Annotated in this window: 19 protein-coding genes and 1 pseudogene; 11 read left to right on the top strand and 9 right to left on the bottom strand. The window is 65.8% G+C overall.

The features are described 5' to 3' along the window. Window positions 1–90: 90 nt before the first annotated feature. From F6B93_RS20585 to F6B93_RS20570, 4 genes and pseudogenes are all read right to left on the bottom strand, one after another. Window positions 91–546, bottom strand: a complete 456-nt coding sequence (locus tag F6B93_RS20585) for a DMT family transporter (protein WP_211696732.1) — start codon at window positions 544–546, stop codon at window positions 91–93. A 404-nt stretch (window positions 547–950) separates the two neighbouring features. Beyond that, entirely contained in the window at window positions 951–1,784 is an 834-nt protein-coding gene (locus F6B93_RS20580) for a metal ABC transporter permease (RefSeq protein ID WP_425518572.1), read from the bottom strand. A gap of 17 nt (window positions 1,785–1,801) precedes the next feature. Then, the gene (locus tag F6B93_RS20575) at window positions 1,802–2,605 is read right to left on the bottom strand and encodes a metal ABC transporter ATP-binding protein (protein ID WP_211696730.1); all 804 of its coding nucleotides are present in this window, start codon (window positions 2,603–2,605) and stop codon (window positions 1,802–1,804) included. Window positions 2,606–2,617: 12 nt separating this feature from the next. Beyond that, window positions 2,618–3,457, bottom strand: a pseudogene (locus tag F6B93_RS20570) (metal ABC transporter solute-binding protein, Zn/Mn family); the annotation flags it as partial. A gap of 210 nt (window positions 3,458–3,667) precedes the next feature. On the opposite strand from F6B93_RS20570, the gene F6B93_RS20565 reads away from it, so the two are divergent. Further along, window positions 3,668–4,744, top strand: a complete 1,077-nt coding sequence (locus F6B93_RS20565; RefSeq protein ID WP_211696728.1) for an Rv3575c family transcriptional regulator — start codon at window positions 3,668–3,670, stop codon at window positions 4,742–4,744. Between the two features lie 27 nt (window positions 4,745–4,771). On the opposite strand, the gene kstR is transcribed toward F6B93_RS20565, so the two are convergent. Continuing rightward, window positions 4,772–5,371: a cholesterol catabolism transcriptional regulator KstR gene (gene kstR, locus F6B93_RS20560; protein WP_211696727.1), complete on the bottom strand. Its 600-nt coding sequence runs from the start codon at window positions 5,369–5,371 to the stop codon at window positions 4,772–4,774. Window positions 5,372–5,663: 292 nt separating this feature from the next. On the opposite strand from kstR, the gene F6B93_RS20555 reads away from it, so the two are divergent. The 4 genes from F6B93_RS20555 (at window position 5,664) to F6B93_RS20540 (ending at window position 11,450) form a co-directional block, all read left to right on the top strand. Further along, window positions 5,664–7,886, top strand: coding sequence for an acyl-CoA dehydrogenase family protein (locus F6B93_RS20555; RefSeq protein WP_211696726.1), 2,223 nt, complete (start codon window positions 5,664–5,666; stop codon window positions 7,884–7,886). A 279-nt stretch (window positions 7,887–8,165) separates the two neighbouring features. Continuing rightward, entirely contained in the window at window positions 8,166–9,662 is a 1,497-nt protein-coding gene (locus F6B93_RS20550; protein WP_211696725.1) for an NADP-dependent isocitrate dehydrogenase, read from the top strand. Window positions 9,663–9,738: 76 nt separating this feature from the next. Further along, window positions 9,739–10,194: a 2,4'-dihydroxyacetophenone dioxygenase family protein gene (locus tag F6B93_RS20545; protein ID WP_211696724.1), complete on the top strand. Its 456-nt coding sequence runs from the start codon at window positions 9,739–9,741 to the stop codon at window positions 10,192–10,194. Beyond that, on the top strand, window positions 10,191–11,450 hold the full coding sequence (locus F6B93_RS20540; protein ID WP_211696723.1) for a cytochrome P450: 1,260 nt from the start codon (window positions 10,191–10,193) through the stop codon (window positions 11,448–11,450). The genes F6B93_RS20545 and F6B93_RS20540 overlap by 4 nt, the downstream gene beginning before the upstream one ends. On the opposite strand, the gene F6B93_RS20535 is transcribed toward F6B93_RS20540, so the two are convergent. Both F6B93_RS20535 and F6B93_RS20530 read right to left on the bottom strand, forming a co-directional pair. Then, on the bottom strand, window positions 11,447–11,989 hold the full coding sequence (locus F6B93_RS20535; RefSeq protein WP_211696722.1) for a hypothetical protein: 543 nt from the start codon (window positions 11,987–11,989) through the stop codon (window positions 11,447–11,449). The two genes, F6B93_RS20540 and F6B93_RS20535, sit on opposite strands and share 4 nt — an antisense overlap. 55 nt (window positions 11,990–12,044) lie before the next feature. Further along, a complete protein-coding gene (locus F6B93_RS20530) occupies window positions 12,045–13,130 on the bottom strand; it encodes a ferredoxin--NADP reductase (protein ID WP_211699638.1) in 1,086 nt (361 codons plus the stop codon). 177 nt (window positions 13,131–13,307) lie between these two features. Between F6B93_RS20530 and hsaA the strand changes: the two genes are divergently transcribed. The 6 genes from hsaA (at window position 13,308) to F6B93_RS20500 (ending at window position 19,528) form a co-directional block, all read left to right on the top strand. Further along, window positions 13,308–14,492, top strand: a complete 1,185-nt coding sequence (gene hsaA / locus F6B93_RS20525; RefSeq protein WP_211696721.1) for a 3-hydroxy-9,10-secoandrosta-1,3,5(10)-triene-9,17-dione monooxygenase oxygenase subunit — start codon at window positions 13,308–13,310, stop codon at window positions 14,490–14,492. 18 nt (window positions 14,493–14,510) lie between these two features. Continuing rightward, window positions 14,511–15,398, top strand: a complete 888-nt coding sequence (gene hsaD / locus F6B93_RS20520) for a 4,5:9,10-diseco-3-hydroxy-5,9,17-trioxoandrosta-1(10),2-diene-4-oate hydrolase (protein WP_211696720.1) — start codon at window positions 14,511–14,513, stop codon at window positions 15,396–15,398. After that, window positions 15,395–16,297 (top strand): iron-dependent extradiol dioxygenase HsaC, encoded by a 903-nt coding sequence (gene hsaC, locus F6B93_RS20515; RefSeq protein WP_211696719.1) that lies wholly within the window; start codon window positions 15,395–15,397, stop codon window positions 16,295–16,297. Before hsaD ends, hsaC begins: the two co-directional genes overlap by 4 nt. Before the next feature lie 49 nt (window positions 16,298–16,346). Then, window positions 16,347–16,910, top strand: coding sequence for a 3-hydroxy-9,10-secoandrosta-1,3,5(10)-triene-9,17-dione monooxygenase reductase subunit (hsaB, locus tag F6B93_RS20510; protein WP_211696718.1), 564 nt, complete (start codon window positions 16,347–16,349; stop codon window positions 16,908–16,910). A gap of 143 nt (window positions 16,911–17,053) precedes the next feature. Further along, window positions 17,054–18,664 (top strand): PE family protein, encoded by a 1,611-nt coding sequence (locus tag F6B93_RS20505; protein WP_211696717.1) that lies wholly within the window; start codon window positions 17,054–17,056, stop codon window positions 18,662–18,664. A 33-nt stretch (window positions 18,665–18,697) separates the two neighbouring features. After that, entirely contained in the window at window positions 18,698–19,528 is an 831-nt protein-coding gene (locus tag F6B93_RS20500) for an arylamine N-acetyltransferase family protein (protein ID WP_211696716.1), read from the top strand. On the opposite strand, the gene F6B93_RS20495 is transcribed toward F6B93_RS20500, so the two are convergent. Then, on the bottom strand, window positions 19,514–20,680 hold the full coding sequence (locus F6B93_RS20495; protein WP_211696715.1) for a pyridoxal phosphate-dependent aminotransferase: 1,167 nt from the start codon (window positions 20,678–20,680) through the stop codon (window positions 19,514–19,516). The two genes, F6B93_RS20500 and F6B93_RS20495, sit on opposite strands and share 15 nt — an antisense overlap. Beyond that, window positions 20,677–21,633: an acyl-CoA dehydrogenase IpdE2 gene (gene ipdE2, locus F6B93_RS20490; protein ID WP_211696714.1), complete on the bottom strand. Its 957-nt coding sequence runs from the start codon at window positions 21,631–21,633 to the stop codon at window positions 20,677–20,679. Before ipdE2 ends, F6B93_RS20495 begins: the two co-directional genes overlap by 4 nt. Window positions 21,634–21,678 lie beyond the last annotated feature (45 nt).

Here is a 21,678-nt window from a genome sequence, read left to right as displayed (position 1 = left end):
TACGACATCGGCTGGCGATCACCGGCAGCAGCAACGAGATTGGCGCCGATTGGCTACGCCCCCGCTAGCGGGGGCACATGGTCGGCAGGCTCACACTGCGGTGATCAATGCGACACCGGTAACCAGGGCCACCGCACCCACCGCACGCACCGGCGTGATCGGATGTTCGGGCACATGGAGCCAACCGAAATGATCGATCACCACCGACATGATCACGTTGGCACTGACCAGAAACGCCGCGAACACGCCCGCACCGACCTTGTCGACGAACAACAATCCGGCCACCACCGCGAACGCGCCCACGATGCCACCGAGCGGAGCCCACCACGGCATCGCCGAGATCGCTTCTGCAGTGGGCAGCGGTCGTGGGAACACCGCCACGATGATGAGGAACGCCGCTACGATCAAGCCGAACGACACCAGCGAGGCTAACCAGGGGTTGACCAGCGAACTGCGCAGCACCGCGTTCATGGGTACGCCGACCGCCTGCAGTGCTCCCGCCGCGGCGATTACCGGCAATAACCAGACCATACTTATGGATTGCATCTCCGACTCCTATTCCGAAGAAACGTCCGAGGGTAGCTCCAGATCGGCGCGTTGCCCCTCCTAGGTGAGCTGGGCCGACCGTCATGGTCGCCCAATTACCCTGCCAAAAACCGTGATTCGTCACATATGAGCCACTATCGCATCCGGCGGCAGATTTTGGCATCGACAGCATAGCCCCCCGGCCGGAAGTCCGCCAGCGAAGCCGTCTGTGAAATGCGACCGACTCGAATGCGCCGAATCACCCTACGCCCATACCGATTCCATCTCAGGCAACGGCGCGGCGGTCCAACAGGTGCCATCACAAGGCAAGTTGGTTGTGATGGCCCAGTTTCAGAGCGGGCTCCGGTCAAGTGTTGATCGAGATCGGACAGCAGCCGCGCAGCTGCGCCAAACCGCAACCGAAGTCAGTTGGGACGGCGCTGCCCGACCAGCCAGCAAATCAGGTAGATCAGGAAGGAGATGGTGGCTACGAACACCGAGACCGGGACTCCAGGCGCTAGCGACAGCACGATGCCGCCGACCGCGGAAACCTCGGCGAAGATCACCGATGCCGCGATCGCGGCGACCGGTGCCACGACCACTCGGGCCGCCGCAGCGGCGGGCGTGATGAGCAACGACATCACCAGCAGCGCCCCGACGATTTGGACCGCCTGGGCCGCCACCACGCCGACCAATGCGGCGAACACAATTCCAAGGGCGCGCACTGGTACGCCGCGGGCTGCCGCGACTTCCGGATCCACGGTGGCGAACAACAGGGGTCGGTAGCAGAGCGTCAACACGGCAACCACGAGCAGGCAGACCACGGCCAGCATGGCCAGCCCGGAGTAGCCGACGCCGACGATCTGGCCGGTCAGCAGCGCAAAACTGGTCCCCGTCCGTCCCGGGTAGAGATGGATGAACAAGACCGCCAGGCCCAGCCCGAAGGCCAACACCACGCCGATGACCGAGTCGCGTTCGCGTGCTCGCTGACCGAGGATTCCGAACAGCGCCGCGGCCATGGCGCTGCCGACCAGCGCGCCCACCCCCACGTGAAACCCGGCCAGTAGGGCGAATGCGGCGCCAGTCAAGGACAATTCGCTAGAGCCATGAACGGCGAACGACATCTGGCGCATCACGATGAACGGCCCGATCAGACCGGCCACCAGCCCCAGCAGTGCCGCAGCGACCAGCGCCTGCTGGACGAAGTCGTGCCGCAGCAGGTGGGCGGTGATGTCGAACGAGAAGAAGTTGTCCACCATGTCGCTGAATCGATCGTTCACTGCGAGCGTCCTTCCGGCTCGCCGATCACCACATAGCGGACATCGCGTCCCTGGACGACCTTCACCACCTGCATGTTGGCCCGGTACAGTGCCGACAACGTTTCGGTGGTCATCACCTCCTCGACGGTGCCGATCAAGAATCGTCCGTCGACCAGATACAGCACGCGGTCCACATACGGCAGGATCGGGTTGACTTCGTGGGTGACGACCATGACCGCAGTTCCCGCTTCTCGGCGGCGCCGGTCGATCAGCTCCGACACCAGCTTGGCGTTGGCCGGATCCAGGGTCAGCAGCGGTTCATCGCACAGCATCAGCGTCGGGTCGCTGGCCAGCGCCTGCGCGATGCGGACCCGCTGCAACTCCCCGCCCGACATCAGCCCGACCCGGACATCGGCGAGCCGTTCGCCATTGACCTGGCGCAGCGCCCGGCGGACGGTTTGGCGGCGCTGCGCCCGATCCGCGGACCGAAGCGGCATCACGCCCCAGCGGCGTCCATCGATGCCCAGGCGAACCAGGTCGCGCCCGCGCAGCATCACCTCTCGGTCGATCGGGCGGTGTTGCGGCACATAACCGATGCGCGCGTTGCCCGCGGTGACCGGAGCGCCGTTCACCAGTGCCATGCCGGCACTGAGCGGCAGTTGTCCAAGCAGCACCTTGAGCAGCGACGTCTTGCCGGTGCCATTGGGACCCAGCACCGCGATGAACTCGCCCGGCGAAACCGATAGGTCGAGGTGGTCCCACAGCACCCGGTCACTGAATGCCAGCCGGGCGCCGGCTAGCGCGACCGTGTGCTCAGTCACCGGCGTTCACTAGCGGCCTGACCGCAGCGCAGCGGTCAATTGGTCGACAGTGCTGCGCTGCCACGTTAGGTAGTCGGTTCCGTCGGGCAGGGTCTCCGTCACCTCGGTGATGGGCACCCCGGCGCGCCGAGCGGCCACCTGTAGGTCGTCGGTTGCGGTGGTGGCCGTCTGGGGATCGACCAGCAACGCGGCGACCTCCCGGCCAGCGATCATGTCCAGAACGGCCGCCATGTCGGCCGGAGAAGGGTCGCTGTCGTTTTCGTTCGCTGCCAAGAAGGTGGCCGGTGTTCGGTTCGTCAGGCCGGATGCCGCCAGCAGGTAGTGCACGACGGGATCGGTCGCGATGACAGCGACATCGGGGTAGGTGGAAGCGATCGCCTTTTGGGAAATTGCGATCGCGTCGGCGCCGCGACTGAATTCCGCAGCGTTCGCCCGGTAGTCCCCGGCATTGGGCGGGTCGATAGCCGCCAACCGGTCCGCGACCGTCGCTGCGACCGCCTTGGCGACATTCAGGTCGTAAAAGACATGCTCATTGGGCGTGGATCCGTCGGTCTCGGCACCGAGAAGCGAGTAGGCATCGACCGACTCGACACCGGGATGACCGGCCAACACCTGGTCCACCCATGGGTCGTAACCGCCGCCGTTGTAGACCACCAGCTCCGCATCGACGATCGCGGCAGCGTCCGCGGGGGTCGCCTGGTACGAATGCGGGTCGACATCGGCACCGCTCAGGATGGACTTGACCGGGATGTGCCCGCCGGTGACGGCACGTGCCACGCTGCCCCAGACGTCCGTGGAGGCCACCACATCGAGTGCGCCAGGGTGCGCCGGACCATCGGTTGCACAGCCGATCAGAGCGGTAGAACCGATCAGAGTGACGAAAGTCGCGCACAACAAGCTTGCCGCCCGGGCTAGCACTCTTGGCACTTGTGTTTCCTTTCGCGCGGCCCGCTCAGCCGCCCGATAATCGTAATGAAAATGGTTTCCATTACAAAGTTGCGCGGCAGGCCTGCCACGGCCGCATAAGCGCCAGTCGTAGGGCCCGCTGTAACCTCACCGGACGTGAGTCCCACACCGCGCGGGCGGGCGACTCTGGCGTCGTTGGCAGCCGAGCTTAATGTGTCGCGCACCACTATTTCGAATGCCTTCAACCGACCGGATCAACTGTCCGCCGACCTACGTGAGCGAGTGCTCGCCACGGCCAAGCGGATGGGCTATGCGGGACCCGACCCCGTGGCGCGATCTCTGCGGACCCGCAGAGCTGGTGCGGTTGGCCTGGTGATGACCGAAGCGCTGAGCTATTCCTTCAGTGATCCGGCAGCGCGGGATTTCGTTGCGGGACTGGCGCAATCGTGCGAGGAGTTGGGTCAGGGGCTGCTGCTGGTAGCCGTCGGTCCGAGTCGCAGCCTCGCGGACGGCAGCTCTGCCGTGCTGGCGGCCGGGGTGGACGGTTTCGTGGTGTATTCGGTGTGCGATGACGATCCCTATCTCGAGGTGGTACTGCAGCGACGGCTGCCGGTGGTGGTGGTCGACCAGCCGAAAGACCTTCCGGGGGTGTCGCGCGTGGGTATCGACGATCGGGCGGCAATGCGCGCGATCGCCGACTATGTGCTCGGGTTGGGGCACCGCGAGATCGGACTGCTGACCATGCGGCTGGGCCGGGACCGACGCCAGGATTTGGTGGACACCGAAAGGCTGAAGTCGCCGACTTTCGACGTGCAGCGCGAACGCATCACCGGCGTCTGGGAGGCGATGACAGCTGCCGGTGTTGATCCGGATTCGCTGATCGTGGTGGAAAGTTATGAGAACGTGGCGACGTCGGGTGGGACCGCGGCCAAGGTGGCGCTCGAGGCCAATCCGCGGATTACCGCGTTGATGTGCACGGCGGACATACTGGCGCTGTCGGCGATGGATTACCTACGGGGACACGGCATTTACGTACCAGGACAGATGACGGTCACGGGTTTCGATGGGGTACCCGAAGCCATCAGTCGCGGATTGACCACGGTGTCGCAGCCTAGCCTGCACAAGGGTCGCCGCGCGGGTGAGCTGCTGTTGAAGCCGCCACGATCCGGTCTGCCAGTCATCGAAGTACTGGGCACCGAGCTGATCCGGGGTCGGACCGCGGGCCCGGCGTAGCCAGCAGCCGCCGGCCCGTGGTGCGAGTCAGGCGCTCTGCTGGTCGCCGATCAACAGTCGGACAGCCAGGTCCAGCCGTTTGCTGACATCGGTGGCCGAGGCTCGCCGCGTCAGCCAGGCAAGCAGATTGGACAACCACACGTCCGAAATGACCCGGGCGATGCGGTACTGCTCCTCGCTCGGCTGGCCCTCGGCCATCGCGCGCGCGAACATGCTGTCGATGAGCTTTTCGACTTGGTCGACCTCGCTGGCTGCCGACGCGTCGGCAAAGACGTAGGCACGGGTCATTGCCTCGGTGAGCAGCGGATTGCGCTGCATCGCGCGGTTGAGCTTGCCGATCATGAAGGTAAGCCGCTGGAAGGGAGTGGCGCCGGCAACCGCAGAGCGGTCGGTTTTGGCGTCGATGCGGCTGAATTCCCGGCCCAGCGCGGATACCAGCAAATGCACTTTCGACGGGAAGTAACGGTACAGGGTGCCGACGGCAACGTCGGCCCGATCCGCCACGGCGCGCATTTGAACCGCCTCGTAGCCGCCTTTCGACGCGATCGCCATGGTGGCGTCCAGGATGCGCTTGCGGCGCTCCCGTTGCGCTTCCGACCCGAGCTCGGACTCTGCCAACACCGCCACGTCTATGACCTCACGAGGTTGTGTGTCGGGAACAGGTCCCCGGTTCGTGTTCGCTGGCGACATCGAGGGGACAGCTCCTTTCCCGGGCGGTTGGCTCGCCAACGATACGCTTGTCGTGCGTAAATCTCCCACCTCCCGCTGTCGGTAAAACCTGTCGGTGCATGCAGTGTCCTGGCGTAATAGCGTGCGACTTGACGGCTAGTTGTATGCACTATTAGAACACGTTCTAGTGAGTAAGAATGCTTCTGGGACATGTTCAGGCATGTGAACTTGAGGACGCGGAGGACTACAGGTGCTAGTGACCGTCACCGACGAACAGTTCGCGGCACGCGAGTTAGTGCGTGACTGGGCTCGCACGGCGGCGTCTGGCGCCGCTGCGACGGCCGCAGTGCGCGAGATGGAGCACGGCGGCCAACAGGAGGACGAACCAGGAGACGAACACCGGGACGAACACCGCGAGGATCAGGCAGGCACTCAGGCAAGCGCCGACGTCTGGCGCCCGCTGTTCTCCGGTCTGGCCGACCTGGGCTTGTTTGGTGTCGCCGTGCCCGAGGACATCGGCGGTGCCGGGGGCAGCATCGCGGACATGTGCGCCATGGTCGAAGAGGCCGCAAAGTCGCTGGTGCCGGGGCCGGTCGCGACGACAGCCATTGCCAGTGTGGTCCTCTCCGAGGCCGTCTCTGCGGAACTGCCGACGGCGGCAGAACTGGCGAGCGCGCTGGCTTCAGGTGACCGCTTCGCCGGCGTGGCGTTGGGCGGTGACGTTCAGGTCGACTCAAACAACTCGCGGGCCTCGGGCCCCATCCCATGGGTGCTCGGCGGTGCGCCCGGCGGCCTCGTGCTGGTGCCGGCCGACCGGGCCTGGTTGCTGGTCGACACCACCAGCTCGGGCGTCGAGGTGCAGTCGTTGCAGGCCACGGACTTCTCTCGGCCACTGGCCCGGGTGGTGCTAACTTCTGCTCCGGTGGCAGTGCTGCCCGACCTCGGACCGCGGGTCGAAGACCTAGCCGCGACTGTCCTCGCGGCCGAGGCCGCCGGCGTGACCCGGTGGGCACTGGATACCGCGGTCGCCTATGCCAAGGTGAGAGAGCAATTCGGGAAACCGATCGGCAGCTTCCAGGCCATCAAGCACCTCTGCGCGGAGATGCTGTGTCGCGCCGAGCAGGCCGAGGTGGCTGCTGCAGATGCCGCCAGGGCTGGGGATGAGTCCGATCCCGGCCAGCTATCGATCGCCGCGGCGTTGGCCGCGAGCATCGGCATCACCGCCGCCAAGGCCAATGTCAGGGACTGCATCCAGGTGCTCGGTGGCATCGGGTGCACGTGGGAGCACGACGCACATCTGTACCTGCGTCGGGCGCACAGTATTGGCCGGTTCCTTGGCGGTGCCCAACACTGGTTGCGTCGCGTCGCGGCCCTGACGTCCGACGGTGTCCGTCGCCATCTCGGTATCGACCTTTCCGAGGTCGCCGATCAGCGACCCGGAATCGCCGCGGCCGTCGCGGAGGTCGCGACTTTGCCCGAGGAGAAACGGCAGGTGGCCCTGGCCGAGGCTGGGCTGCTGGCGCCGCATTGGCCAGCGCCGCACGGGCGCAATGCCTCGCCAGCCGAGCAGTTGCTGATCGACCAGGAGCTCGCGGCGGCCGGTGTGGTGCGGCCGGACCTCGTGATCGGTTGGTGGGCGGCGCCAACCCTCCTCGAGCACGGCACGCCCGAACAAATCGAGCGCTTCGTGCCGGCGACGCTGCGCGGTGAATTCCTTTGGTGCCAGCTGTTTTCCGAGCCCGGAGCTGGCTCGGACCTGGCATCGCTGCGCACCAGGGCGGTTCGGACGGATGGCGGCTGGCTGCTCACCGGGCAGAAGGTGTGGACGTCCAAGGCCCATCTGGCGAAGTGGGGTGTGTGCTTGGCCCGCACCGATCCGGACGCGCCCAAGCACAAGGGCATCACGTACTTCCTGTTGGACATGGCGTCACCGGGCATCGAGATCCGGCCGCTGCGCGAGATCACCGGTGACGCGTTGTTCAACGAGGTGTTCCTGGACAACGTCTTCGTCGCCGACGAGATGGTTGTCGGCGCTGTCAACGACGGTTGGCGGCTTGCTCGCACCACTTTGGCCAACGAGCGGGTCGCGATGGCCACCGGGACCGCCTTGGGTGATCCGATGGAGGAGCTGCTTGCAGTGCTGGCGCAGATCGAACTTGACGTTGCCCAGCAGGACCGGCTAGCGGGATTGATCGTCATCGCGGCCACGGGTGCGCTGCTCGATCAGCGCATCGCCCAACTCGCGGTGGGTGGCCAGGATCCCGGAGCGCAATCCAGCGTGCGCAAGCTTATCGGCGTGCGCTACCGGCAGGCGCTGGCCGAATACATGATGGATGTGTCCGACGGTGGTGGCCTCGTCGAGAATCGGGCGGTGTTCGACTTCCTCAACACCCGGTGCCTCACCATCGCCGGCGGTACCGAGCAGATCCTGCTCACGGTGGCCGCCGAGCGGCTGCTCGGACTGCCGCGGTAGTTCGTTCGAGCAGACCCCCGTTTCGGTCCGCAGGAATGCTCCGCCGTCAGCGCAATGCGGTGTCGGTGCGGTGCAACGCCGGGCACAAGGCCGCCCAGCGCGCGGCGTCTCAGCTCGGCTCTCGGGAGGTGCCCCAACGTGGGCGAATCGTCTCACGAATCGTCCGTGGTCTTGCGGCGCCCGGCTCCGGCAGACTAAAGTGTATGAAACAGATTACATGTATTAAGTTACATGTTATTGTTTTCGCACTGACGTCGTCGAGCTGGGAGCACCACAACCATGACCAGGCAATGCCGCGTTTCTGACCACGCCGAGCGGTTGATCGTGCCAGGCATCCCAACCTCGGTGCCGATCACGGTCGCGCATGGCGATGGCATCGGTCCCGAGATCATGCGCGCGGCCTTGGAAATCCTTACCGAGGCCGGCGCTCGGTTGGACGTCGAAGAGGTGGAGATCGGGGAAGCGGTTTATCTGCGCGGTCACAGCTCGGGTATCGAGCCCGAGGCGTGGGAATCACTACGCCGGACGCGGGTGTTCCTCAAGGCTCCGATCACCACACCCCAAGGCGGGGGTTTCAAATCGTTGAACGTCACCGTGCGCAAGACCTTGGGTCTTTATGCCAACATTCGTCCCTGCGTGGCATACGCGCCGTTTGTGCCGACGCGCCACCCCGGCATGGACGTGGTCGTAGTCCGGGAGAACGAAGAGGACCTCTACGGCGGCATCGAGCATCGCCAGACCGACGAGGTTAGCCAATGTCTCAAACTCATCAGCCGGCCTGGCAGTGAGCGAATCTGCCGCTACGCCTTCGAATACGCCCGCCGGCACGGACGGTCCAGGGTTACCTGCTTCACCAAAGACAACATCATGAAGCTGACCGACGGGCTATTTCACCAAGTGTTCGACCAGGTCGCGGGTGACTACCCCGACATCACCTCCGAACACTGGATCGTCGACATCGGCGCGGCGAAGATGACCGACACACCGGAAAACTTCGACGTCGTGGTGATGCCCAACCTGTACGGCGACATCCTGTCGGATATCGGTGCCCAGATCGCAGGTTCGGTAGGAATGGCGGGGTCGGCCAACATTGGCGACGGCGTCGCCATGTTCGAGGCCATACACGGTTCCGCACCACGGCGAGCCGGCCGCGACGTCGCAAATCCGTCAGGACTGTTGCTCGGCGCGGTGATGATGTTGGTACACATCGGTCAGGGCGACGTGGCTACCACGGTCCACAACGCCTGGCTGGCGGCTCTCGAGGCGGGAGCGGCCACCTATGACATCGCGGGACCGGGACGGGCGCCGTTGGGTACCCGTGACTTCGCGAAGGCGGTGATGGCTCATCTCGGGCAGTGTCCGGAGCGGCTCCCCGCCGTCGACTACCCCGTCATCGCACGCCAGGAGCTTCCCGCCCCTGCCCCGGTCGCACGCGCGAAGAAGGCGCTCGACGGTGTCGACGTGTTCTTGCACGCCCCGAACGCCCGCCCGGACGATCTAGCCGTGGCGTTGCTCTCGGCTGCCGGACAGGGCTGGCTGCGGTTGCAGATGATCACCAATCGCGGCGTGAAGGTGTGGCCCGACGGGTTCCCAGAGACATTCTGCACGGACCACTGGCGTGCCCGATTCACCGCTCCCTACCCCGGAGCCGCCGCGCATAGCCACATACTGCAGTTGCTGCACCGCTTGTATCGCGCGGGATTCGACTTCATCAAGACCGAGGGCTTGTATCGGTTCGATGATCAGCCCGGCTATTCCCTGGGACAAGGACAATAACAAGGACGAGGACAAGTACTCGGGGCGCAAGCGATCGCCACCGGATGCTGCCGCCAGCTAGCAGGAGGTTTACCAGATGACCATCGTTGATGTTCCCGCTGCCGTGCACATCGGGGCCGATGAGCTGCCGTTCGTGGACGTCGGTGACGGCTCGATGCTGAAGGTGATCCAGGTCAGGGAGGCCGAGGGGCTCTGGATCGTGGAGAACCTGTTCCGGGCCGGCTATGAGGTGCAGCGGCACAAGCACACCGGACCGGTCTACGCCTACACCACGTCAGGCGCGTGGAGGTACAAGGAGTACAGCTACGTCAACCGTGCGGGCTCATTCCTTTATGAACCGGCCGGGTCGATCCATACCTTGCAGGTTCTCGAGGACGACACTCATGTCTGGTTCCAGATCTACGGCGCCAACCTCAACCTCGACGCCGCGGGCAACGTCGAGAGTGTCTTCGACGGAGCCAGCACCCTGGCGACCTATCGGTCGGCGTGTGCGGCTGCCGGCCTCCCCGAGCCGAATGTTCTGGTCGGATGAACGTGGCCAGCGCATCCGGTTCATCCGGCCCATCCGGTTCCGTCGACCTGGCCAGCCCGGACACCTTCCTCCACGGTGCTCCGCACGAGGCGCTCACGGCGCTGCGGCGCACCGATCCGGTGCACTGGCAGCCCATGGATGGCGAGCCTGGCTTCTGGGCGGTGTTGCGGCACGCCGACGTGGTACGGGTCGCCCGCCACGCCGAGATCTTCTCGGCCAGTGAGGGCGGCATTGTCATCGAGGACCCGCCGCCACAGACCCTGGCCAGGGTCCGCACCATGCTCGCGGCAATGGATCCACCCAGGCACAGCGCGCACCGGGGCCCGCTCTCGGAGCACTTTCGGCCCCGTGCGATCGCGCGACGCGAGGAGCGGGTTCGGGATATCTGTCGCGCCATCATGGCCGAGGCCAGAGAACGCGCAGACGTCGAGTTCGTTCATGAGGTCGCCGCACCGCTGCCGACACGGGTGTTCGGCGAGTTCTTCGGTCTGCCGCGGCAAGATTGGAGCTATCTGCAAAAACTGGCCGAGCGCATCACGTCGAGCCAGGATCCAGACTTCGGTGGGTCAGGTTACGGTGACGACGATGCCGGGGCCGAGATGGCCGCGTACGCCATCGAGTTCGCTGCCGCCCGTCGCCAGCACGATCCCGTCGAAGACTTGACCAGTGCGATCCTGCGCGCCGACTTCGGCGGGCACCCGATGAGTGACTTCGACTTCGGCGGCTTCTTTGTGCAGCTGGTCACCGCTGGCAACGACACGACGAAAGGGATGCTCTCGTCGGGGCTGCTGACGCTGTTGCGGCATCCCGACCAGATGGCCGAACTGCGCGCCGACCCGTCGCTCATCGCCCGCGCTGTCGAAGAGATCGTTCGCTATGAAAACCCGCTGCACTACTTTCGGCGCACCGCACTCGTCGACACCGTGCTCGCGGATACCCGGATCAGCGCTGGCGACAAGGTCGCGATGTACTACACATCTGCCAACCGGGATGAGACCGTCTTCGATAATCCGCAGTCCTTCAACATCCACCGTCACCCCAATCCGCACCTTTCCTTCGGGATGGGAGCCCACTTCTGCCTCGGCGCGCACCTGGCCAGACTCGAGGGCCGTCTGTTCTTCGAGGAACTGCTTGCTACGTTTGCGCGGGTCGAGCTGATCGGCGAGCCCGTCCGGATTCGGTCGAACCTGAACAATTCACTCAAGGGCCTGCCGGTCCGGCTGATGACCGAGATTCGCCAGATCCGCGGCGTCTAGCCAAACGGGGCCTGCGCGCAGGTGCTGGGTGAGGTGAGGTTGACCCCGGGGTAGACCACCTGCATGTGCGTGCACACGATTACTCTGATGTCCGTCATCGGCTGGCCGGTCGACCAACTGGCCGAGTCGATGACGCCGGTGGTCTGGTACTTATCTGGCGGACCCTCGCCGAAGTAGACCGTGGTGATCACATCGGACCCGGCGGCCTTCATCACCCGCTCGAATTGGCTGGTGGCGTGCGCGTCCAGGTACGCCATCCGGTTCGACGGACGAATCTCCGTAGTTTGGCGCGCCCATAACCCCGGCGGGAAGCCCGCAGGGCCAGTGGGTGTGCGCAGGTGCGCCCCCGCGACGAAGTCACAACTACCGTTCGGATGGCAGTCGACGAAGGTATGAGTCTCCAGCTGATTGATCTCGTCGACCGGGAACAGGGTGGTGGCGGTGTCGCTCCCGGCCGCCGAGGTCGGGGCGGGCAGCAACGCCAGCATTAGTCCCACCAGCGCTCCGACCGTCACAGATCCCCGTACCAGCGGCTTCATCGCGAATCCTGCCTCTCCGGTCAGGCGACCTCATGGGAGAAACCTAAACCCGCGACTAGTCGTCGTAGGTCACCTCTACCGAATCAGATTCCGGATGAGATTGACAGGCCAAAATTAGTCCCTCGTCGAGGTCCTGCTGCTCGAGCACGTCGTTGACTTCCATGCTCACGTTGCCGTTGCGCAGCGTGGCGGCGCATGCGCCGCAGTGGCCTTCCCGGCAGGAAAACGGCGCGTCGAGTCCGGCAGCCAGCAGCACGTCCAGCAGCTTGGCGCGGCGCGGCCACGTCACGGTGTGGGTTTCACCGTCGAGCTCCACCACCGCCGAAGCTGGCGGTGCATCGTCGTCGCTGGCTGCGGTGTCGATTTTCACCGCCGCGAATGGATCCGATTCCAGCGACTTGAACACTTCGACATGTACCCGCTGAGCCGGCATACGGAGTGCTTCCAGGGCATCCCTGGCCGACTGCATGAACGGACCCGGCCCGCAGATGAACGCTGGCCGGTCGGTGAACGGCTCGGCCAGCTTCGCCAGCGCGGTAGCGGTGGGCAGTCCTTGAAGCGACTCCAGCCAGTGCACCACCGTGAGCCGATCCGAGTATTTGGCGGCCAACTCACGCAGCGCGTCGCCGAAGATGACCGAGCGGTCGTCGCGGTTGGCATAGAGCAGCGTCACCTGACCACTGCCCTCGGCGAGCGCTGACTTGCAAATCGACATGATCGGGGTGATCCCGCTTCCTGCCGCCAGTAGCAGGAAGTCGTCGTCGAGGGTCTTGGGCACGAAATTGCCGGACGGGGCCAACACGTGCATGCGCATGCCTGGGTGGGCGTTGTCGCAGAGCCAGTTGGAGGCGTACCCGTCGGCGGTCCGTTTGACCGTGACGGTGAGTGCTTCGTCGGTGAATGGGGAGCTGCACAACGAGTAGCAGCGTGCCACCGAGCCGGTGCGGTCGCTGGGCACACGCAGCGTCAGGAACTGACCGGGCGCGTAGCGCAGGCGCTCGGGCGGGATCTGTGGGTCGTCTGGTCCATCTGGCACGGCGAACACCAGTGACCGCGCGTCGTCGGTCTCGGCTACGACGTCGGCGATCTGCAGCTCAAGGACGTGGTCGCCGAGTGGCTCGTCGGGAATTGCCTCGGTCAAGCCGACCCTCTCTTCCGTCATAACTAGAACATGTTATAGAAAACTGGTTTAGTATCGCTACCAGGCGCAGGAACGCCGTGCTCGACACAAATCGGAACGTGTTCTAGTCTTTTCTGTAGGTTCCAACGGTCCGGTCATATTGTGGACCTAATCCGCACTCCCAGGAGGCAAACCTAAGTGACAACCATTCAACAGCGTGATGCGCAGTCGGTGTTGGCTGCCATCGATGATCTGCTTCCGCAGATTCGGGAGCGCGCTCAGGCGACCGAGGATCTGCGCAGGCTGCCGGACGAGACCGTCAAGGCGCTGGACGAAGCCGGCTTTTTCACCCTGTTGCAGCCGGAGCAGTGGGGCGGACTGCAATGTGACCCGACACAGTTCTTCGAGGCCACGCGCCGAATCGCCAGTGCGTGCGGCTCTACCGGTTGGGTGAGCTCGATCATCGGTGTGCACAACTGGCACATGGCGCAGTTCGACCAACAGGCCCAGGAGGAGGTTTGGGGCGACGATCCCACGGTGCGGGTCTCGTCCTCGTACGCGCCCATGGGGGCGGGCGTTGTGGTCGACGGCGGTTACCTGGTCAATGGCTCGTGGAACTGGTCGTCGGGCTGCGATCACGCCGACTGGTGCTTCGTGGGTGGTCCGGTGATCAAGGACGGTCGCCCCGTCGACTTCGGCAGTTTCTTGATCCCACGCACTGAGTACCGCATTGACGACGTGTGGCACGTGGTCGGCCTGCGTGGTACGGGCAGCAACACGATCGTCGTCAAGGACGTCTTCGTGCCGCGGCACCGTTTCCTGTCCTACAAGGCGATGAATGACCAAACTGCCGGTGGGCTGCAGACCAACACCGCGCCGGTCTACAAGATGCCCTGGGGCACCATGCATCCCACGACCATTTCGGCTCCGATCGTGGGCATGGCCTACGGCGCGTACGACGCGCACGTGGAGCATCAGGGCAAGCGGGTTCGCGCGGCGTTCGCCGGGGAGAAGTCGAAGGACGATCCGTTCGCCAAGGTGCGCATCGCCGAAGCGGCCAGTGACATCGACGCGGCGTGGCGCCAGCTGATGGGTAACGTCGGCGATGAGTTCGCACTGTTGGCCGCTGGCAAGGAGATTCCCTTCGAGCTGCGCGCCCGCGCGCGGCGTGACCAGGTGCGCGCCACCGGGCGTTCGATCGCGTCGGTCGACCGGCTGTTCGAGGCGTCGGGGGCCACCGCGCTGGCCAACGACGCTCCGATTCAGCGGTTCTGGCGCGACGCGCACGCTGGGCGGGTGCACGCTGCCAACGACCCCGAGCGCGCGTACGTCATCTTCGGCAACCACGAATTCGGGTTGCCGGCCGGCGACACCATGGTTTAGCGGGCGAGGCCTGTAGCCATGACTGTGAGCCAGTCCGAGACCGACGAAATAACCTTCGAATCCACGTCGCGCTTTGCCGACGTGGACGTCGACGGACCTCTGAAGCTGCACTACCACGAAGCGGGCGTCGGCCACGACCAGACGGTGGTGCTGCTTCACGGCGGCGGGCCCGGCGCGTCGAGCTGGACCAACTTCGCGCGCAACATCGCGGTGTTGGCGCGGCAGTTTCACGTTCTTGCCGTCGACCAGCCCGGCTATGGTCACTCCGACAAGCGCGCTGAGCACGGTCAGTTCAACCGCTATGCGGCCAGGGCGCTCAAGGGGCTGTTCGACAACCTGGGGCTGGAGCGGGTTCCGCTGGTGGGCAACTCACTCGGTGGGGGCACCGCGGTGCGGTTCGCGCTGGACTACCCCGACCGAGCGGGGCGGCTCGTGCTGATGGGCCCGGGCGGGCTGAGCATCAACCTGTTCGCACCCGACCCGACCGAAGGTGTCAAGCGGCTGGGGAAGTTCTCCGTGGCGCCCACCCGGGAAAATCTCGAGGCGTTCCTCCGGGTGATGGTCTACGACCAGAAGCTGATCACCCCCGAGTTGGTGGAACAGCGATTTGAGCTGGCCAGTACGCCGGAATCGCTGGCCGCGACGCGGGCGATGGGAAAGTCCTTCGCCGCAGCCGATTTCGAGCTCGGCATGATGTGGCGCGAGGTATACCGGTTGCGTCAACCGGTGCTGCTGATCTGGGGCCGGGAGGACCGGGTCAATCCGCTGGACGGTGCGCTGGTTGCCCTCAAGACCATGCCTCGTGCGCAGCTGCACGTCTTCGGGCAGTGTGGACACTGGGCGCAAGTGGAGAAGTTCGACGAGTTCAACAGGCTGACGAGTGATTTTCTGGGAGGTGCGAGGTGAGCATTCGGTCGCTGGGATATCTGCGCATCGAGGCCACCGATATGGGTGCCTGGCGTGAGTACGGCCTCAAGGTCCTCGGCATGGTCGAGGGCAAGGGCGCTACCGAGGGTGCGCTGTATCTGCGCATGGACGACTTCCCCGCTCGGCTGGTGATCGTGCCCGGCGAGCACGACCGGCTGTCGGAGGCTGGCTGGGAATGCGCGAATGCCGAAGGTCTGCAAGAGATCCGGAATCGACTTGACGTCGAGGGCACGCCCTACAAGGAGGCCACCGCGGCGGAACTGGCGGACCGCCGGGTCGACGAGATGATCAGGTTCTCCGATCCGTCCGGCAATTGCCTGGCGGTTTTCCACGGCGTCGCGCTTGAACACCGGCGGGTCGTCAGCCCTTACGGCCACAAGTTCGTCACCGGCAAGCAGGGGCTTGGTCACGTGGTGCTGTCCACCCGGGACGACGCCGAAGCGCTGCACTTCTATCGAGACGTGCTCGGTTTCAAGCTGCGTGACTCGATGCGACTTCCGCCGCAGATGGTTGGCCGGCCCGCCGATGGCCCGCCGGCCTGGTTGCGTTTCTTCGGCTGCAACCCCCGCCATCACAGCCTGGCTTTCCTGCCGATGCCGACGCCCAGCGGGATTGTCCACCTGATGGTGGAGGTCGAGCAGTCCGACGACGTGGGTCTGTGCCTCGATCGGGCGTTGCGCCGCAAGGTGCCGATGTCGGCCACCTTGGGTCGTCACGTCAACGACCTGATGTTGTCGTTCTACATGAAGACGCCTAGCGGCTTTGATGTCGAATTCGGCTGTGAGGGCCGGAAAGTCGACGACCAGGACTGGATCGCCCGGGAGAGCACCGCCGTCAGCCTGTGGGGTCACGACTTCACGGTCGGCGCTCGCGGCTAGCCTGAGACCAATCCCGAGACCAACCCAGAGACCAACCCCGAGACAAATAATGACGGCGCAGATCGATCCGCGGGTCTTCCGGCAGGTGCTGGGTCAGTTCTGCACCGGAATCACCATTATCACCACCGAGCACGAGGGCGTGCCGGTGGGCTTTGCCTGCCAGTCGTTCGCCGCGCTGTCCTTGGACCCACCGCTCGTGCTGTTCTGTCCGACGAAAATGTCGCGGTCTTGGAAGGCCATCGAGGCCAGCGGCCGGTTTTGCGTCAACGTGCTCACGGAAAAGCAAAAGGACGTCTCGGCGCGATTCGGCTCGAAGGAGCCCGACAAGTTCGCGGGGATCGATTGGCGTCCTTCGCAACTCGGTTCGCCGATCATCTCCGGATCGCTAGCGTATATCGACTGTACGGTGGCTTCTGTGCATGACGGCGGAGATCACTTCGTGGTTTTCGGTGCGGTTCAATCGCTGTCGGAGGTTCCCAAGGTCAAGCCGCGGCCGCTGCTGTTCTATCGTGGCGACTACACCGGCATCGAGCCGGATAAGACCACGCCAGCGCACTGGCGCGATGACTTGGAAGCCTTTCTCACGACCACCACCCGCGACACCTGGCTCTGATCGTTCCCGGGCTGCACACCGCCCGGCGCGGGCGGGCGCCGCAATTGCCCCCGATGCTGACCTCCATCGGGATACGATCAGGTCCTGCCTAGTCCACGGTTGTCGGGCAAGGGCAAGGATGCGCTGACCGGGAGAGGTGCAGTATGTCGTTTGTGATCGCAGGCCCGCAGGAAATGCTGGCTACGGCCGCCGATTTGGCAGGAATCGGGTCCACTCTTGCCGAGGCCAACGCCGCCGCGGCTGCCCAGACAATCGCCCTGCCGGCGGCCGCTGCCGACGAGGTATCGGAAGCCATCGCCACGCTATTTGCTTCGCACGCGCAGGCTTATCAGGCCGTCGGTGCCCAGATGTCGGCGTTTCACCAACAATTCGTGCAAGCCCTGACTGCCGGTAGCTCGTCGTATGCCAACGCCGAGGCCGCCAGCGTCGTGCAGATCCTGCTCGACGTGATCAACGCGCCCACTCAGCTGCTGCTGGGCCGGCCGCTGATCGGCGATGGCGCAGACGGGATTACCGGCGCAGTGGGGACGGATGGCGGCGATGGTGGGATCCTGTTCGGTAGTGGTGGCAACGGTGGGGACAGCCTGAGCCCCGGCGTGCCTGGCGGAAACGGCGGGGACGCGGGCCTGTTCGGCAACGGCGGGGCCGGCGGCAGTGGCGGGGACGGGGTCGACGGCCTTGTGGGACTCGGCGGAAACGGCGGCGCCGGAGGCCATGGTGGGTGGCTGTTCGGTCACGGCGGGGTTGGCGGCGTTGGCGGTTCGGGTGCTAGCTCTGCGGGCGATGTCGGCGGCACCGGAGGTGCCGGTGGCAACTCGTGGCTGTTCGGTAACGCCGGGGCCGGCGGTGCTGGCGGCGACTCCGATGGCGTCTTCAACGGCGACGGCGGCGCTGGTGGCAATGCGGGTCTGATAGGCCACGCCGGGGCCGGTGGTAGCGGCGGTACCGGTGGAGACGGAGGCTTCGGCGGTGCCGGCGGCCGTGGCGCGTTGATAGCCGGCGATGGCGGCGCTGGCGGCCGCGGTGGCGACGGTGGCATCGGCGGTGACGGCGGCTTTGCCGGGCTGCTCTTCGGCAACGGTGGTGCTGGCGGCTACGGCGACGCTATCGGCGGCAGCGGTGGATTCGCGATATTCGGTGAAGGCGGCAACGGCGGCGCCGCCGGGGTTATCGGCGGCAGCGGCGGGTTCGCGTTGTTCGGCGTTGGCGGCGATGGTGGCGCTGGCGGGGCCGGAGTCTTGTCGGGCGACGCGCGTGGCGGTGACGGTGGCGGTGCGTTGTTCGGCTTCGGCGGCCACGGCGGTGCGGGTGGCGCCGGCGACGCCAGCGGCGAACAGGGCGGCGCGGGTGGCGCCGGCGGCAGGTCCATCGTGATCGGCAGCGGCGGCAACGGCGGGGTTGGCGGGGCGGGAACCGATGGCGAAGCCGGTGGTGCTGGCGGGGCCGGCGGCGGCGGCGGAATCTTGCTCGGCTTCGGCGGTGCGGGGGGCAACGGCGGGGCCGCCGAGACGGGTACGGGTGGTGCGGGCGGGGCCGGTGGCGCCGCCGGAGCACTGATCGGGTTCGGCGGCAACGGCGGCAACGGCGGCGACTCCACCTCTGGCACCGGTGGGGACGGCGGCAACGGCGGCGCCGCCCAGGTCATCGGCAACGGCGGCGATGGCGGCGATGGTGGCACCGGTGCCACCAATGGCGACGGCGGATCCGGCGGAGCCGGCGGGTTCATCGGGTTCGCGGGAAGCAACGGCACCTGAGCCGCCGCGGTGCGGCCGGGTCACAATGTCCGTATGGCACTGGATCTGCCCGCATACTTTGACCGCGTCAACTACCACGGTGATACCGAGCCGACCTTCGGTGTCCTGCAGGACCTGGTGACCGCCCACACCCGTGCCATTCCCTTCGAAAACCTGGATCCGTTCATGGGGGTGCCCATCGACAACCTGAGTCCGGAGGCACTGACCGACAAGCTGGTTCACCGGCGCCGCGGCGGCTACTGCTACGAGCACAACGGGCTCATGGGCTACGTGCTGTCAGAACTCGGATTTCGGGTGCGCCGATTGGCCGGCCGAGTGATCTGGATGCGTCCGCCCGACGCTCCGGTGCCCGCCGAGACGCACACCGCGTTGGCGGTCACCTTCCCCGGCGCCCACAGGTCGTATCTGGTCGACGTGGGCTTCGGGGGCCAGACGCCTACGTCGCCCCTGCGCTTGCAAACTGGCTGCATCCAGCAGACGAGGCACGAACCGTATCGCCTCGACGACCGCGGCGACGGACTGCTGCTGCACGCACTGGTCCGCGACGAGTGGCAGGCGCTCTACCAGTTCACCGTGCAAACTCGGCCGCACATCGATCTGCAGGTGGGCAGCTGGTTCGCCTCAACACACCCCTCCTCTCTTTTTGTGACGGGCCTGACGGTTGCAGGGTTCGCTGGCGAGGCGCGGTGCAACCTGGCTGGCCGCACTCTGGCCATCCATCGCGCCGACGGGACCGAGAAGATCCTTCTGGGCGACGCGGCCGCGGTGGTCGATACTTTGGGTGAGCGATTCGGGATCAACGTGGCCGATGTCGGCGAGCGCAGCGCGCTCGAAGCGCGCATTGACCAGCTACTGAGCCAGTAGCCAAGATCCGATTCGCCGCACCGCCTCCTCGATGTCGCTCGTCGGCCCGGCGAACGACAGACGCACAAAAGAACTGCCGCGCACGGTGTCGAAGTCGATCCCAGGTGCAATCGCAACTCCGGTGTCGGCCAGCAACTTCGAGCAGAAGGCCAGCGAATCGTTTGTGAAGTCCGAGACATCGGCGTAGACGTAGAATGCGCCATCGGTGGGTGCCAGCCGGGCGATGCCGATGCTCCGCAGACCGTCGAGCAGCAGCGATCGGTTGATCGCGTAGTGGTCCAGGTTGTTGTCGGCTTCGGCGGTGGCCTCGGGCGTGAACGCCGACACCGCCGCGATTTGCGCCAGGACCGGCGGGCAGATGGTGAAATTACCGGTCAGGCAGTCCACGGCGCGCCGCAGCTCAGGCGGCACCAGCAGCCAGCCCAGCCGCCAGCCGGTCATCGCGTAGTACTTGGAAAAGCTGTTGACCACCAAGGCATTTCGTGAAGTCTGCCAGGCGCAGCTGGTTTGTGGCGCCCCCTGGTAGACGAGCCCGTGGTAGACCTCATCGCTGATCAACCGCACCCCGGAGTCTTCGCACCACGACGCGATCGCCGTGAGCTCTGCCGGCGGTATGACGGTTCCGGTGGGATTGGCCGGGCTGGCGACGACGACGCCTTGCACCGGGGGATCGAGCGCGGCCAGCATCTGCGCGGTGGGTTGAAACCTGGTGTCCGGGCCGCATTGGATATCGACCACTTCGCATCCCAACGCCGACAAGATGTTCCGATAGCACGGGTAGCCGGGGCTGGCCAGTGCTACACGGTCGCCCACGTCGAAGCACGCCAGAAATGCCAGCAGAAAGCCACCCGACGAACCGGTGGTGACCACGACTGCGTCCGGTTCGACGGTGAGACCGTGCTGGCGTTGATAGTCGGTCGCGATCGCAGCGCGGAGTTCTGGGATACCGAGTGCCACAGTGTAACCCAGCTGGTTGTCGCGCAGCGCGGCGACGGCGGCGGCGCGGACCGGCTCGGGTGCGCCCACGCTGGGTTGGCCCGCGGAAAGGTTGACCAGATCGCCGTGGCTGCGCTGGCGCTCGGCGGCCGCCAGCCAGACATCCATCACATGGAACGGCGGGATGCCGGCGCGCAGCGCCACCCGATCGTTCACGGTGATCCGGCACCTAGCACGTGGGACTCCAATGTTCGCAGCAGTTCTCGCGGTTCGCTCAGCAGATGCGCACTGCCATGGGCTCGTTTGAAGTACAGGTGCATGTCGTGTTCCCAGGTGATCGCAATGCCACCGTGCAACTGAATCCCCTCGGCCGCGGCGGCGCTGAGGGCCTCGGTAGCCGCGAGCCGTGCCGTGGCGGCATTCGTCGGTGTCGGGTCCTTACACGCGTCGGCCACGACGGCGCGTGCCGCGGCGATCGTGACGTGCAGGTCGGCCATCCGGTGCTTGAGCGCCTGGAAGCTGCCGATCGGTCGTCCGAATTGGATCCGGCTCTTGGCGTAGTCGACAGTCAGTTCCAGGCAGCGCTCGGCGGCGCCGATCTGCTCGGCCGCCAGCAGGATGGCCGCGGCGTCAGCGATGCCGGGGTCGGTGCCGGCGGCGATGGTTTCCTCCGCGGTTACCCGCGCCAGCCGGCGGGTGGGGTCCATGGTGGCCACGGGCTCGGAGGTGAAGCGGGTCCACCTTGTCAGCACACCGTCGTGGGCGGCGACGACGATCTCGGCGGTATCTCCGTTGACCACGTAACTGGGGTCAAGCACCAGCGCGCCGATCGCGCGTCCCTCGGCGAGCGCTTCGAGTGCCTCGGTGTCCGGCTCGGGTGCGGCCAGCAAGGCGAGCTCCGCCAACGTCGTGCCCAGCAGCGGTGAGGGCACCAGCGCCCGGCCCAGCTCTTGGAGGACTATTGCGGCGTCGGCAAGTTGGCCGCCTGCGCCGCCCAGTTCTTCGGGTATCACCAATGCGGCGGCACCGACTTGCTCACACAGCAACTGCCAGAGCGCCTCATCGTAGCCTCGCTCGGACTCGATCGCCGTTCGGACTGCCGCTGGGTTGGCGTGCTTGGTGACAAGGGCAGCAACGGTTTGCCGCAGCATCTCGCGTTCGTCAGTCATATACGCCGCTCCTCCTCATCGCTGCGCTCTGCATCGTCGCCGGCG

Source organism: Mycobacterium spongiae (genome assembly GCF_018278905.1).
Taxonomy (GTDB): Bacteria; Actinomycetota; Actinomycetes; order Mycobacteriales; family Mycobacteriaceae; genus Mycobacterium; species Mycobacterium spongiae.
This window is presented reverse-complemented; position numbering and strand designations above follow the sequence as displayed.